The organism is Pantoea pleuroti, from assembly GCF_014156615.1.
GTDB lineage: Bacteria > Pseudomonadota > Gammaproteobacteria > Enterobacterales > Enterobacteriaceae > Pantoea > Pantoea agglomerans.
In genome coordinates this window covers 1-14,035 of record NZ_SBFD01000009.1, presented here as the reverse complement: position 1 = coordinate 14,035, position 14,035 = coordinate 1, and the positions used below count along the sequence as shown (strand labels likewise).

General features: G+C 56.9%; 11 protein-coding genes. 4 read left to right on the top strand and 7 right to left on the bottom strand.

Features of this window, described 5'->3' with window-relative positions:
* Window positions 1-2 precede the first annotated feature (2 nt).
* Window positions 3-1,748, bottom strand: coding sequence for a dihydroxyacetone kinase family protein (locus EPG66_RS18185; protein WP_182687708.1), 1,746 nt, complete (start codon window positions 1,746-1,748; stop codon window positions 3-5).
* The gene (locus tag EPG66_RS18180) at window positions 1,745-3,082 is read right to left on the bottom strand and encodes an MFS transporter (RefSeq protein ID WP_064703549.1); all 1,338 of its coding nucleotides are present in this window, start codon (window positions 3,080-3,082) and stop codon (window positions 1,745-1,747) included. Before EPG66_RS18180 ends, EPG66_RS18185 begins: the two co-directional genes overlap by 4 nt.
* A gap of 435 nt (window positions 3,083-3,517) precedes the next feature.
* Here EPG66_RS18180 and rpiB point away from each other — a divergent pair, with 435 nt between their 5' ends.
* On the top strand, window positions 3,518-3,976 hold the full coding sequence (gene rpiB, locus EPG66_RS18175; protein ID WP_064703550.1) for a ribose 5-phosphate isomerase B: 459 nt from the start codon (window positions 3,518-3,520) through the stop codon (window positions 3,974-3,976).
* A gap of 142 nt (window positions 3,977-4,118) precedes the next feature.
* Window positions 4,119-5,069, top strand: coding sequence for a transaldolase (tal, locus tag EPG66_RS18170; protein ID WP_064703567.1), 951 nt, complete (start codon window positions 4,119-4,121; stop codon window positions 5,067-5,069).
* 31 nt (window positions 5,070-5,100) lie between these two features.
* Here the strand turns inward: tal and trhA are convergent, their stop codons facing one another.
* On the bottom strand, window positions 5,101-5,766 hold the full coding sequence (trhA, locus tag EPG66_RS18165; RefSeq protein WP_182687706.1) for a PAQR family membrane homeostasis protein TrhA: 666 nt from the start codon (window positions 5,764-5,766) through the stop codon (window positions 5,101-5,103).
* Window positions 5,767-5,935: 169 nt separating this feature from the next.
* Between trhA and EPG66_RS18160 the strand changes: the two genes are divergently transcribed.
* Both EPG66_RS18160 and EPG66_RS18155 read left to right on the top strand, forming a co-directional pair.
* Complete coding sequence (locus EPG66_RS18160) at window positions 5,936-6,655, top strand: MurR/RpiR family transcriptional regulator (protein ID WP_182687704.1); 720 nt, start codon at window positions 5,936-5,938, stop codon at window positions 6,653-6,655.
* Window positions 6,656-6,770: 115 nt separating this feature from the next.
* Window positions 6,771-8,210 (top strand): 6-phospho-beta-glucosidase, encoded by a 1,440-nt coding sequence (locus tag EPG66_RS18155; RefSeq protein WP_029519408.1) that lies wholly within the window; start codon window positions 6,771-6,773, stop codon window positions 8,208-8,210.
* Window positions 8,211-8,240: 30 nt separating this feature from the next.
* Here EPG66_RS18155 and EPG66_RS18150 read toward each other — a convergent pair whose 3' ends face one another.
* The 4 genes from EPG66_RS18150 to gcvT all read right to left on the bottom strand — a co-directional run bounded on the left by EPG66_RS18150 (window position 8,241) and on the right by gcvT (window position 13,512).
* Window positions 8,241-8,984, bottom strand: a complete 744-nt coding sequence (locus tag EPG66_RS18150; RefSeq protein WP_182687702.1) for an SDR family oxidoreductase — start codon at window positions 8,982-8,984, stop codon at window positions 8,241-8,243.
* Window positions 8,985-9,050: 66 nt separating this feature from the next.
* Window positions 9,051-11,924: an aminomethyl-transferring glycine dehydrogenase gene (gene gcvP, locus EPG66_RS18145; RefSeq protein WP_182687700.1), complete on the bottom strand. Its 2,874-nt coding sequence runs from the start codon at window positions 11,922-11,924 to the stop codon at window positions 9,051-9,053.
* 80 nt (window positions 11,925-12,004) lie between these two features.
* Entirely contained in the window at window positions 12,005-12,391 is a 387-nt protein-coding gene (gcvH, locus tag EPG66_RS18140; RefSeq protein WP_010248802.1) for a glycine cleavage system protein GcvH, read from the bottom strand.
* Between the two features lie 23 nt (window positions 12,392-12,414).
* Complete coding sequence (gene gcvT / locus EPG66_RS18135; protein WP_031592547.1) at window positions 12,415-13,512, bottom strand: glycine cleavage system aminomethyltransferase GcvT; 1,098 nt, start codon at window positions 13,510-13,512, stop codon at window positions 12,415-12,417.
* Window positions 13,513-14,035 lie beyond the last annotated feature (523 nt).

Here is a 14,035-nt window from a genome sequence, read left to right as displayed (position 1 = left end):
GCTCAGGCTCCCTGATCCGCGGTGGCGTGATCTTTCAGCAAATCGGCCACGGTATTGACGATCATCGCCAGCGAAATCGCGCCTGCATCGGGCGTGCCGAGGCTTTTTTCAGCCAGCGGCCGGGCGCGCCCCATTTTCGGCAGCAGTTGCGCCGTGGCCTGCGCGGCGTCATCAGCCACCCGTGCCGCTTCGCACCAGGCCTCGGTCAGTGAGGTACCGCACGCAACGGCGGCGTTCAGGCTGTCGCTGAACGGGACCAGCACATCCACCATAGTCTTATCGCCGACCCGCGCTTTGCCGAAATGCTGAATCCCTTCCTGCGCCTGCCGCACGCCACGGGCAATGCGCGCGGCGTCTGGCGTCTGGCTGTCACCGATGGCGGTTCCGATGGCAGTCAGCGCCACGCCCCACAATGCGCCGGAGGTGCCTCCCGCTTTATCCGCCCAGGCATCAGCCGCACGGCATAACAGCGTGCCGGCTCCTGCTCCTCGCGCCGCCACCTCACGCGCCTTTTCAACCGCGCCCAGTACGCCGCGTTCCATCCCGATGCCGTGATCGCCATCGCCTGCCACCGCATCAATATCACCCAGTTTCTCGGCGTTGCGTTTCAGCATGGTGGCTACTGCCTCCAGCAGTTGCAGCAACTGTTTTGCGCTCTGCTGTGAGTCAGCGCTGGCGACAGGCAGGCTCTCTTCCGCCTGCTCCAGTATCGCATCCGGACCCAGCGCTTCGGCAACGATGACACTGCCTTTGCGGTAGGCTGGTGCATTGGCCGGGGCGCGCCAGAAGGTTTCCAGCTCATCATCCAGCCACATCAACGTCAGTGAAGCGCCAGCCATATTGAAGCTGGTAACAAACTCGCCGACGTCCGGCTCAATGACCTGCAACTGCGCCGCCTCAAGCAACTGCGCCACGCGGCGATAGACCACGAACAGCTCTTCATATTTCACCGTGCCGAGGCCATTAAGGATCACCGCAACCCGCTCTCCCGCCGTCTGGCTGATGCCCGGCGGCAGCTCGCTGAGCAGCCGGTTAACGAAAATTTCGGCCAGCTCATCGGCGGTCGGCACGGCCGATTCGTTGATACCCGGTTCGCCATGAATGCCCAGCCCCAGCGCCATGCGCCCTTTTTCCACGTCGAACAGCGGGTGCGACGCGCCCGGTAAGGTACAGCCAGAAAACGCCACGCCAAACGAACGGGTGCGATTATTGGCATGCTGCGCCAGCTGGAGTACCTGCTTCAGTGGATGGCCCGCTTCGGCAGCGGCGCAGGCAACTTTGAACACCGTCAGATCACCGGCGACGCCGCGCCGTTTCTCAATCTCGTCGATGCCGGCGCTGGAAATATCGTCGGTGACCGCCAGAATCTCGCACGGGACTCCATCGCCGCGCAGACGCTCGCAGGCCTGACCGAAATGCAGCACGTCACCGGCATAGTTGCCGAACATCAGTAACACGCCACCGCCATTACTGGCAGCGCGCGCCACATTATAAATTTGCTGCGCCGACGGCGAGGCAAACAGGTTGCCCATCGCCGCGCCGTGCGCCAGACCTTGTCCAACCAACCCGGCGAACGCCGGATAATGACCTGAGCCACCACCCACCACGACCGCCACGCTGCCCGGCTGGCTGCGGGTGTTGCGCACCACCCCGCCCGGCACCTGACGTACTTTATCGGCATTAGCGGCCACGAAGCCTTCGATCAGTTCAGCCGCGAAAGCGGAAGGCTGGTTAAACAGGTAAGTCATGGTAATTGCTCCTGTGCGAGAGAGGTCGGTTCCAGCTGGCGGCTACGGTTCAGCAACAGCATCAGCACTGCTGACAACAACATGAAGCCGCCAACCACAAACATCGGTACGGTGTAGCTGCTGGTGGCATCGTGCAGTGCGCCGGTGATATAGCCCGCCGAGAAGCCCGCCACATTGCCCAGCGTGTTAATCAGGGCGATGGCGGCCGCGGCCGAAGCGCCGGTCAGAAACTGCGTCGGCAAGGTCCAGAAATTGGGTAAGGCGGCAAAGATAGAGCTGGCGGTAATCGCAATCACCATGATGGTGGTGAAAGGCGAGTCCATGAACAGCGCCAGCGGCACGCTGATGCCACCGGTCACCGCCGGAATCGCGATGTGCCAGGTTTTGCAGCCACGACGAGAGGCGTCACGGGACCAGAAGAACATCACCACCGCGGCAATCAGGTAAGGCACGCCGGTAATCAATCCTTTTTGCATCACATTGAAGGTGGTGCCGAACTGCTGCTGGAAGCCGCCGATGATGGTTGGCAGGAAAAAGGCTAGCGCGTAGAGACCGTAGATAAAACCGAAGTAGATCAGACATAGCATCCAGACGCGGCGATTGCCGAGAATGCTGCGCACGCCCTGGTGTCCGGTCTGGGTTTTCGTCTTATGTTCTGCATCCAGCTCGCGGGTCAGCCAGTTTTTCTCGTCTGCCGTCAGCCATTTCGCCTGACGCGGTGTATCCACCAGCCAGAACAGCGCCACGATGCCGATCAGAATGGCCGGGATGGAGACGCCGAGGAACATCACGCGCCAGCCCGCCAGGCCAAACAGACCATGCTGTTCAATAAAGGATGCCGCCAGCGGTGCGCCGAACACCACTGTCAGTGGCTGCGCCAGATAAAACAGCGACAGGATTTTGCTGCGGTGGCGTGCGGGCACCCACATGCTGAGATAGAGGATCGCGCCGGGAAAAAAGCCCGCTTCCGCAATGCCCAGCAGCAGGCGCAGGGTATAGAGCCCGTTAATACTGCTGACCCAGGTAAAAAGCAGCGACACGATGCCCCAGCTGATCATGATGCGCGCCAGCCATTTACGGGCGCCAAAGCGATGCAGCGCCAGATTGCTCGGCACTTCCAGCAGGATATAACCGATGAAAAAGATGCCGGAGGCGAGACCGAACTGCACGGCGGTCAGGCCGAGATCCTGCGTCATGCCATTGGGTCCGGCGAATGAAATCGCCGTACGGTCGAGGAAGTTGATAAAAAACATCAGGGCGACAAACGGCACCAGTCGCCAGGAGATCTTACGAATCGCGGATTGCTCCACGTCAGTCATTGTGGTCTGGGTCATGACGCACCTCCGGTCTGGGCGCGATAAAAAGTGGTGTCAGGTGTTGGCAACGCACGCGGTGCATTGTCGAAGCAGGTGCAAAAAACAGGGCCTGGGTAATCCATGTGCGAGTCCTCAATGGGTCTTCTTGTACATTGGTATCACTATTCGAACAAATGAACAGTACACGTATAATTGAGCAGCTCTCAACAGCAACGATGAGATCTGTGATCCTCTTCAAATGAATTAAATTCAGCGTAATTTCCAGATGACCTGCCGGTACGCCGCGCCGGACGGGGAAGAGTCACGCTTACAGCGCAGCCGGTCGCCGCGACGCCGCGCAAAACAAAAGAAATACCATTGAACATATGAACAAAAATATGTCAGGCTAAAGCTGAACATTTTTGCGCCTGTCATTGCGTGGCGGGCTGAGCAGGTAACTGGCTGGAGAAGACGATGAAAACGATCGCGATTGGCGCCGATGATGCGGCGATTGAGCTGAAAAATTTGATTAAACGTCATCTGGAAGAGAAGCAGTACGAGGTGGTGGATTACAGCAATGACGCCCGCAATGACCGCCCAATGTATCCGGACGTGGCCTTTGCGCTGGCGACGGCAATCCAGCAGGGAAAATATCAGCGCGGCATTCTGCTGTGCGGTACCGGCATTGGCGTGGCGATCGTGGCCAATAAAGTCCCTGGCGTCCGGGCGGCCCAGTGCCATGACACCTTCTCGGCCGAGCGCGCCCGTAAAAGTAATAATGCGCAAGTGATGACGATGGGCGCACGCGTGGTGGGACCGGAGCTGGCGAAAAGCATCGTCAACGCCTGGCTGGCGTCGGAGTTTGAGGCCGGTGGGTCGAGCGCAAAAGTCGATAAAATTGATTATTACGAGCAGGCGAGCCTGAATAAGTAAGCCGCGCTTTTTCATCAGGCGAAGCCACCCGTTACCGGACTCCGCCTGACTTTCCTTTACCACACCACCAGAGAGGCGACGCGGCTTTCGCAGGGGAAAATGTGCCTGGCGTGGCGCTGCGGGTCTGACTATGGAGCAGAAAATGAACCCTTTAGAGGCGTTGAAACAGTTCACCACCGTGGTGGCCGACAGCGGCGATATTGAGGCAATACGTCGCTATCACCCGCAGGATGCCACCACCAATCCGTCACTTATCCTGAAAGCGGCGACGCTGCCCCGCTACCAGCCGCTGATTGAGCAGGCGATTGATGACGCCCGCACGCAGGGCGGCAGCAAACAGACGCAGATCATCAATGCCAGCGATCGGGTCGCGGTTAACCTTGGGGTGGAGATCCTGAAAAGCGTGCCGGGCAGGGTTTCGACCGAGGTGGATGCACGTCTCTCCTTTGACCGCGGCATGTGTGTCACCAAAGCCGAAAAGCTGGTGCGGATGTATGAAGAACAAGGGATTGATCGCTCACGCATTCTGATCAAACTGGCGGCCACCTGGGAAGGGATCCGCGCGGCTGAAACCCTGGAGCGCAACGGCATCCAGTGCAACCTGACGCTGCTGTTTTCCTTTGCTCAGGCGCAGGCCTGTGCCGAAGCGGGAGTGTTTCTGATTTCGCCATTTGTCGGACGTATCTATGACTGGCATCAGAGCCGTAATCCAGAGACGGAGTACGATGCGCAGCGCGATCCCGGCGTGGTGTCAGTACGCAACATTTATCACTACTACAAATCTCACCGCTATCAGACGGTGATTATGGGCGCCAGCTTTCGTAAAACCGAACAGGTGCTGGCGCTGGCAGGCTGCGATCGACTGACCATCTCCCCCGATCTGCTGCAGAGTCTGGAAAGCAGCACGCTGCCGGTGACGCGCCAGCTAACACCTTCGACGGCGGTGTCGAATCCGCCCTTTCCGCTGACGGAAGCGCAATTCCGCTGGCTGCATAATCAGGACCCAATGGCGGTCGATAAACTGGCTGAAGGCATCCGCCAGTTCGCCGTGGATCAGCAAAAGCTGGAAGATATGCTCGCTTCACGACTCTGATCGTAGCCAGGCGGAAGCCCGTTCCGCCTGGCTACCTGACATAAAAATAGATCGCACAGAAATGGCAGATAGAGCCGCCCAGCACAAACGCGTGCCAGATTGCATGATTATAAGGAATGCGGCGCGCCACATAGAAAATCACTCCCAGCGAATAGATAATCCCGCCTGCGGCAAGCAGCCAGATGCAGCCCGGCGGCAGGATCATCGCCAGTTGATAAACCACAATCAGTGACAGCCACCCCATACAGAGATAGGTCACCAGCGACAGCGCTTTAAAGCGATGCGCAATCGTGAGCTTGAACAGGATACCGGCCAGCGCCAGCCCCCAGATCACCGCCATCAGTCCATATGCCAGCGGCGTCCTCAGCGCGACCAGCAGAAACGGCGTATAGGTGCCGGCAATCAGCAGATAGATGGCGCAGTGATCGAACTTTTTCAGCCAGGGTCTGGCCGGGCCAGCCGGAATAGCGTGATAGAGCGTCGAGGCCAGAAACAGCAGGATCATGCTGCCACCATAGAGGCTGTAGCTGATAAAAGTGATGGTGTCGGCCTGCCTCTCGATGGCCTGATTGAGCATCAGTATCAGACCGACGATGCCGAACAGGCAGCCAAGACCGTGAATGATACTGTTGGCAATTTCCTCGGCGAACGAATAGCCCGCGGCGTGTTGATGTTTGTGAGAGAGTGTGGGGGTCATAAGAGGTTCCTGAGCAGCTCCATAGCGGTGATATCGTTATCCAGCGTAGCCAACAATTTTTTCAGTGTACACTTGTACGCTAAAATTATCGTGGTGAAATTCACTATCCCTTAAACCGGGTGATGAATCTGGTAAACTGGCCGCCAGTCCACTGTTCAACGAGTCATCCATGTTTTCGCATAGCGATCTCGCCCGCCTTAACGATCTGGAAATGCAGGTCTATCAGTTCATCATTAAGCACCGCGAAGGCGTCAGCTACATGACGATCCGCGAGCTGGCTGAGCAGGCTGGTGTCTCCACCACCACCGTGCTGCGTTTCTGTCGCAAGATGGGCTGTGAAGGCTGGTCGGAATTCCGCATCCGCCTGCGCTTAAACGAACAGCAGAGTGCGCCAATACTCAACACGGCGGGCGTCAGTGAAATGCTGAGCTTTTTTAAGAGCATCAATAATCCTGAGTTTGAACAGCTCATCGCTGAGGCCGCGCAGAAGATTAATCAGGCTGAGCGGGTCTTCTTTATTGGCGTCGGCACCTCCGGCAGCCTGGCAAAATATGGCGCACGCTTTTTCTCTAACCTCGGTAAATTCAGCCACGCGATTGATGATCCCTATTATCCGGTCAGTCCCGATCTCTATGAAAACGCCATTGCCCTTATTTTATCGGTTTCCGGTGAAACGGAAGAGATCCTGCGCATTGCCAGCCAGTTCAACCTGAATAAGTGCAAAATAATTGCGATAACCAACACGGAGAGCTGCTCGCTGGCGAAGATCGGTGATTTCAACCTCTGCTACCATGTGCCCATCATCCGTATGGCGGACAATTCCGACATTACGACTCAGGTGCCGGTGACTTATATTATTGAAGCAATCGGCCGCCAGTTGGGGAAATAAAACAGCCTGTTTTTTAAATGTAACAAACGCAATTATTGCCGCGCTGTTATATCGTGACTTTCATTATTGCCTTGCTACACTCAGCTCAATTTCAATATCCGTAATGGGGTGAAGCATGAGTGCAGAATTGCAGTTACCAAAAGGCTTTCTTTGGGGCGGAGCTGTGGCAGCGCATCAGGTTGAAGGCGGCTGGGATCAGGGCGGCAAAGGCGTCAGCATTGCTGATGTGATGACCGGCGGTTCACATGGCGTTGACCGGGTGATCACCGACGGCGTGCAGCCGGGTCATTTCTACCCGAACCACAAGGGTGTGGAGTTTTACTCCCACTACAAACAGGATGTCGCGCTGTTTGCCGAGATGGGCTTCAAATGTTTCCGCACCTCGATTGCCTGGACCCGTATCTTCCCTAACGGTGACGAGCAACAGCCCAACGAAGCGGGCCTGCAATTCTATGACGACCTGTTTGATGAACTGCTGAAGTATGGCATTGAACCGGTCATCACCCTTTCGCACTTCGAAATGCCTTATCACCTGGTCAAAGAGTATGGCGGCTGGCACAACCGCAAAGTGGTCGACTTCTTTGTGCGCTTCAGCGAAGTGGTGCTGAACCGCTATAAAAGCAAAGTGAAATACTGGATGACCTTCAATGAGATCAACAACCAGCGTAACTGGCAGTATCCGCTGTTTGGTTACTGCTGTTCAGGCGTGATCTTTACCGAACATGAGAAACCTGAACAGGCGATGTATCAGGTGATGCACCACCAGTTTGTTGCCAGTGCAAAAGTGGTGAAACTCGGCCACGACATCAATCCTGACTTTCAGATTGGCTGCATGATCGCCATGGTGCCGGTCTATCCCTTCTCCTGCCACCCGGACGATGTGGTGCTGGCGCAGGAATCGATGCATCAGCGCTATGTATTCAGTGACGTGCAGATGCGCGGCTACTATCCGGCCTACACCCTGAAAGAGTGGGCGCGCAAGGGTTACGACATTCAGATGGAAGCGGATGATGCCGAGACGCTGCGCCAGGGCTGTGCAGACTATGTCGGTTTCAGCTACTACATGAGCAACGCGGTGAAAACCGATGCCAGCGGCGTTGACGATCCGATCACCGGCTTTGAAGGTGTGGTGAAAAACCCGCATGTGAAAGCGTCCGACTGGGGCTGGCAGATCGATCCGGTTGGCCTGCGCTATGCCATGAACGAGCTGTATGAGCGTTACCAGAAGCCGCTGTTTATTGTTGAAAACGGCTTTGGTGCTATAGATAAGCCAAACGCCAATGGCGTAATTGAAGATGATTACCGCATCGACTATCTGCGTGCGCATATCGAAGAGATGAAGAAAGCCGTGGCATACGATGGTGTTGAGTTAATGGGCTATACGCCGTGGGGCTGCCTCGATTGCGTCTCTTTCACCACCGGCCAGTACGACAAACGTTACGGCTTTATTCATGTGAATAAAAACGATGATGGCAGCGGCGATTTTTCTCGTGGGAAGAAAAAGAGTTTCAGCTGGTATCAGCAGGTTATCGCCAGTAACGGCGAAAACTTGTAAGTCATCACGCCGCATCAGCGGCGAATTGAGTTAACGCCCACCGGCAGCGTCAATGATGCTGCCGGTGACATAAGAGGCCGCGTCGCTGGCCAGCCAGACGATCGCTTCCGCCACCTCTTCTGCTTCACCGCCGCGTCCCATCGGGATCACGCTGGCAAGCCTGTCTACTCTGCCTGGCTCTCCGCCATCGGCATGCATCTCTGTATAGATAAATCCCGGACGTACGCCGTTGACCCGAATCCCCTGCTGCGCCACTTCCAGCGACAATCCTCTGGTCAGCGTGTCCATCGCCCCTTTTGAAGCGGCGTAATCGACATATTCGCCAGGCGCACCGGTACGCGACGCTGCTGATGAGACGTTGACAATGGCTCCGCCCTGGCCGCCGTGATGCGTGCCCATCCGCTTAACCGCCTCACGACAGCAGAGAAAAGACCCAATCACGTTGGTGGCAAAGACCTTGTGCAGGCGTGCCGCATCCAGCTGCTCGGTGCGACACTGCTGAAAAAAAATCCCTGCGTTGTTCACCAGCAACGCCAGCGGTTCGGACTGCTGGTCGAGCTGCGCAAACATCGCCATCACCTGGGCTTCATCACTGATATCTGCCTGAACAGCAAAGGCTTTACCGCCCTGCTGCTGGATCTGTGCCACCACCTGTTGAGCTTCCACTTCGCGCTGACGGTAGTTCACCGCAACACGATAACCCCGGGCGGCCAGTAACAGCGCCGTGGCCCGCCCGATACCGCGGCTGCCACCCGTAACCAGTGCCAGTTTCATGCTGATTCTCCAGAACAAAGGGCCGACGAATCGGCCCTCTATGGTTAACGTTTGCCTGCGGGAAAATTACTGATAGTCACTCATCGGCACACAGGAGCAGAAGAGATTACGGTCGCCAAACACATCATCCAGACGTTTTACCGTCGGCCAGTATTTGTTGTGGCTGCCCGCCGGGAAGACTGCCAGTTCACGGCTGTAAGGATGTGACCACTCACTGACGATTTCCAGCTGTGTATGCGGCGCATTAACCAGTGGGTTGTCATCCAGCGGCCATTCACCTGACGTCACCCGATCAATCTCCATGCGGATCGCCAGCATCGCGTCGATAAAGCGATCCAGTTCGATTTTGCTCTCCGATTCGGTCGGCTCCACCATCAACGTACCCGCTACCGGGAAGGACATCGTTGGTGCGTGGAATCCATAATCGATCAGGCGCTTAGCAATATCCAGCTCACTGATGCCGGTCTGCTCTTTCAGCGGACGGATGTCGAGAATACATTCGTGCGCCACGCGATCGTCACGGCCGGTGTAGAGCACCGGATAGGCCGACTGCAGGCGGCGGGCAATGTAGTTGGCATTCAGAATCGCGACCGAGCTGGCCTGTTTCAGCCCTTCCGCGCCCATCATGCGAATGTACATCCAGCTGATTGGCAGAATGGATGCACTGCCAAACGGCGCTGCGGATACGGCGCCCTGCTGCGTCAGTACACCGTCGATCTGCACCACGCTGTGTCCCGGCACAAACGGGGCCAGGTGCGCTTTGACGCCAATCGGTCCCATACCCGGACCGCCGCCGCCGTGCGGAATGCAGAAGGTTTTATGCAGATTCAGGTGCGAGACATCCGCGCCGATATAGCCAGGCGTGGTGATACCGACCTGCGCATTCATGTTCGCGCCATCCAGATAAACCTGACCGCCATACTGATGCACGATCTGGCACACTTCGCGAATGGTCTCTTCATAAACGCCATGAGTTGACGGGTAAGTCACCATGATGCAGGAGAGTTTGTCGCCCGCCTGAGCCGCTTTTTCACGCAGGTCGCCAAGGTCGATGTTGCCCTGTTTATCGCAGGCCACGACCACCACATCCATGCCGGCCATCTGGGCTGAGGCCGGGTTAGTCCCGTGCGCCGAGCTCGGGATCAGGCAGAGATGACGATCGCCCTCGCCACGGCTTTCGTGATAGCGGCGGATCGCCAGCAGTCCGGCATATTCACCCTGCGCGCCGGAGTTTGGCTGCATACAGAGCGCATCATAGCCGGTGAGTTGCACCAGCCACTGCGAAAGCTGGCCGATCATCTGCAGATAGCCGGTAGCCTGCTCAGCCGGGCAGAATGGATGCAGCTCCGCAAATTCCGGCCAGGTGATCGGGATCATTTCTGCCGCGGCATTGAGCTTCATGGTGCAGGAGCCCAGCGGGATCATCGCCTGATTCAGCGCCAGATCCTTTTTCTCCAGGCTGTGCATGTAGCGCATCATCTCGGTTTCGCTGTGATGACGGTTGAACACCGGATGGGTCAGGATCTCGCTGTGGCGTTGCAGGCCAGCAGGAATCGCGTGGCTTTCACTGGCCACTTCGCTGTCGAGTTTTTCCAGGTCCTGGCCGTGTTCATCACCCAGCAGGATAGCGAACAGCGCCAGAATATCTTCGCGGCAGGTGGTTTCATCCAGCGTGATGCCCACGGCGTTATGGATGTCGCTACGCAGGTTAACGCCAAAGCTCAGGGCGCGATTCAGCACGGCAGCTTTATCCGCCACCTCCACCGTCAGCGTATCGAACCAGTGCTGATGGCGCAGCTTCAGGCCGCCCTGTTGCAGCCCAGCCGCCAGGATGTTGGTGAAGCGATGAATGCGTGAGGCAATGCGCTTCAGGCCCGCCGGGCCGTGGAATACCGCATAGAGACCGGCGATGTTTGCCAGCAGCACCTGCGACGTACAGATGTTGGAGTTGGCCTTTTCACGGCGGATATGTTGTTCACGGGTCTGCATCGCCATACGCAGCGCCGTGTTGCCCGCCGCATCACGTGAAACACCAATGATACGGCCTGGCATAGAGCGTTTATGTTCGTCGCGGCTGGCGAAAAAGGCCGCGTGAGGGCCGCCGTAGCCCATTGGCACGCCGAAGCGCTGAGCTGAACCAAAGACAATGTCTGCACCCTGCTTGCCTGGCGCTTCCAGTAACACCAGCGACATAAAGTCCGCCGCCACGCTGACCACCACTTTGCGGGCTTTCAGTCCGGCAATCAGTGCGCTGTAATCATGCGCTTCACCGGTGGTGCCCACCTGTTGCAGCAGTACACCAAACAGGTCGTCATGATCGGGCGCTTTGTCCGCGCTATCAATAATCAGTTCGAAGCCGAACGTCTCCGCACGGGTGCGGACCACATCCAGCGTCTGCGGATGGATATCATCGGCAATGAAGAATTTATTGGCATTTTTGAGCTTACTGACGCGTTTTGCCATCGCCATCGCTTCAGCGGCAGCGGTTGCTTCGTCCAGCAGTGAGGCGGACGCGATATCCATGCCGGTGAGATCCAGCGTCAGCTGCTGGAAGTTCAGCAGCGCTTCCAGACGGCCCTGGGAGACCTCAGGCTGATACGGGGTATAGGCGGTGTACCAGCCCGGATTCTCCAGCATATTACGCAGGATAACCGGCGGGGTGATCACCGCGCTGTATCCCATACCGATCCAGGATTTGTAACGCAGATTCTGGCTGGCAATCGCTTTCAGTTCGGCCAGAGCCTGCTGTTCAGTGGCGGCTTCGCCAACCGCTGGCGGGCCTGGCAGCTGAATGTCTGCCGGCACAATCGTGCTGATTAACGCTTCCAGCGAACGGGCACCAATAGCGTCAAGCATCTGCGCCTGCTGCTCAGGTGAAGGACCGATATGGCGCTCAATGAATGCACCGTTGTGTTCAAGCTGGCTGAGAGTCTGAGTCATTAGCAGTAAATCCTGAATCGGGCTGGGGGAACCGGAGAGCAAACATAAATCTGCGGCCTCTGTATGAGGCCGCCTGACGACTACTCGTCGATGGAGGCTTTGTAAGCATCCGCATCCAGCAGCGTGTCGATTTCAGACGCGTCACTGGCTTTGATTTTGAATAACCAGCCGCCTTCATAAGGCTCGCTGTTGACCTGCTCCGGTGAGTCAGTCAGTGCTTCGTTGACCGCCACAATCTCACCGCTGATCGGCGCATAGATATCTGAAGCCGCTTTAACGGATTCCGCGACCGCGCACTCTTCTCCGGCGGCAAACGTCGCGCCTACTTCCGGCAGATCGACAAACACCATATCGCCCAGTAGCTCCTGCGCGTGTTCAGTGATACCCACGGTGTAGCTGCCATCTTCTTCTTTGCGCACCCACTCGTGGCTGTCGCGGTACTTCAACGTATTCGGCACATTGCTCATTGGCCATTTCTCCTGAATAGAATTTACTGAGCGACCGGTTTACCGGCGCGGACAAAAACGGGACGGGTAACCTGGACCGGCATCTGGCGGTTACGGATCTCAACGATGGCGGTGCTGCCGACTGAGGCCGGTACGCGCGCCAGGGCGATGCTGCAACCCAGCGTCGGTGAGAAAGAGCCACTGGTGATGATCCCCTCCTGCGGCTGCCCCTGGTCATCGGTGAAACGCACCGGCAAGCCGTTACGCAGCACCCCTTTTTCTGTGAGGATGAGTCCCACCAGCTTTTCGGTACCGCGTTCACGCTGCAGTTCCAGCGCTTCCCGGCCGATGAAATCGCGGTCAGCAGGTTCCCAGCAGACCGTCCAGCCCATGTTGGCAGCCAGAGGTGAAACGCCTTCATCCATCTCCTGACCATACAGATTCATACCCGCTTCCAGACGCAGCGTGTCGCGTGCGCCCAGTCCGGCAGGTTTTACGCCAGCGGCCAGCAGACGCTGCCAGAAATCGGCCGCCTCGTCTGCGGGCATAGCAATCTCATATCCGGCTTCGCCGGTATAGCCGGTAGTGGCGATAAACAGGTCGCCCGCCTGCACACCGAAAAATGGCTTCATGCCAGCAACAGCCTGACGCTGCTCCTCGCTGAACAGCGTCTGTGCCTTCTGCTGCGCCTGCGGACCCTGCACGGCAATCAGCGCCAGGTCGTCGCGTTCCGTCAGCGTTATGCCATAGCCCTGCGCGTGTTGCGTGATCCAGGCGAGGTCATTTTCACGGGTGGCAGAGTTCACCACCAGCCGGAAGAACTCTTCGTTCATAAAGTAAACAATCAAATCGTCAATGACGCCACCCGAGGCATTCAGCATCCCGGTGTAGAGCGCTTTGCCTGGCTGGGTCAGTTTTGCCACATCATTTGCCAGCAGGTAGCGCAGAAATTCACGGGTACGCGGGCCTGTCAGGTCGACGATGGTCATGTGAGAGACATCAAACATACCAGCGTCGGTGCGCACTACATGATGTTCATCCATCTGGGAGCCATAGTGCAGCGGCATCATCCAGCCATGAAAATCCACCATGCGGGCACCGCAGGCCTGATGCTGTTCAAACAGAGGTGTTTGCTGAGTCATAACCATCCTGTGCAGAAGCGAGTGAGTGCAAAAATGCGCCGGGATTCAGTGCCGACGCAAACGTTCTCTTATGGCTGACGTTACCACCGAATCTGACGATTAACCATAAGCAAACCGGGGTCGAAAGCAGAGGCACAGCCTAACCAGGAACAGCTGCCAACAGGATATAAAACTGCAATTTTGTGATTAATCGCGCAATAAATGCAGGGATTTTAAATATACGCAGCAAATTTATGCGGGATGGCATTCAGGATGTTAAAAAAATCCCGCGCTCAGCGGACAGGAGAATGAGAAAAAGTAATGCGAATTCGCCCGCAAAATTAGAATAAATCAAACGAAGACCTCTGCTGGTGCAGCGTTGCCTTTTTGTGGTGCAGAGCGGTGTCAGGCATAAAAAAAGCCAGCAGAAGCTGTAATGCCTGTCAGTTAAGCGGCAGGTGATAATGCAGTCTGGTGCCGGGCCTGCTCTGAAACTTCAGTGTGTATTGTTAAAAAGGGCACGAGAGTGGAGGCCTGAGCGCCT

Excerpts from the sequence above, each read along its gene's own strand:
- EPG66_RS18155 (WP_029519408.1), top strand. The coding sequence starts at position 6,771 with ATGAGTGCAGAATTGCAGTTACCAAAAGGCTTTCTTTGGGGCGGAGCT.
- gcvH (WP_010248802.1), bottom strand. The coding sequence starts at position 12,391 with ATGAGCAATGTGCCGAATACGTTGAAGTACCGCGACAGCCACGAGTGG.
- EPG66_RS18150 (WP_182687702.1), bottom strand. The coding sequence starts at position 8,984 with ATGAAACTGGCACTGGTTACGGGTGGCAGCCGCGGTATCGGGCGGGCC.
- tal (WP_064703567.1), top strand. The coding sequence starts at position 4,119 with ATGAACCCTTTAGAGGCGTTGAAACAGTTCACCACCGTGGTGGCCGAC.
- gcvT (WP_031592547.1), bottom strand. The coding sequence starts at position 13,512 with ATGACTCAGCAAACACCTCTGTTTGAACAGCATCAGGCCTGCGGTGCC.
- EPG66_RS18185 (WP_182687708.1), bottom strand. The coding sequence starts at position 1,748 with ATGACTTACCTGTTTAACCAGCCTTCCGCTTTCGCGGCTGAACTGATC.
- gcvP (WP_182687700.1), bottom strand. The coding sequence starts at position 11,924 with ATGACTCAGACTCTCAGCCAGCTTGAACACAACGGTGCATTCATTGAG.
- EPG66_RS18180 (WP_064703549.1), bottom strand. The coding sequence starts at position 3,082 with ATGACCCAGACCACAATGACTGACGTGGAGCAATCCGCGATTCGTAAG.
- trhA (WP_182687706.1), bottom strand. The coding sequence starts at position 5,766 with ATGACCCCCACACTCTCTCACAAACATCAACACGCCGCGGGCTATTCG.
- rpiB (WP_064703550.1), top strand. The coding sequence starts at position 3,518 with ATGAAAACGATCGCGATTGGCGCCGATGATGCGGCGATTGAGCTGAAA.
- EPG66_RS18160 (WP_182687704.1), top strand. The coding sequence starts at position 5,936 with ATGTTTTCGCATAGCGATCTCGCCCGCCTTAACGATCTGGAAATGCAG.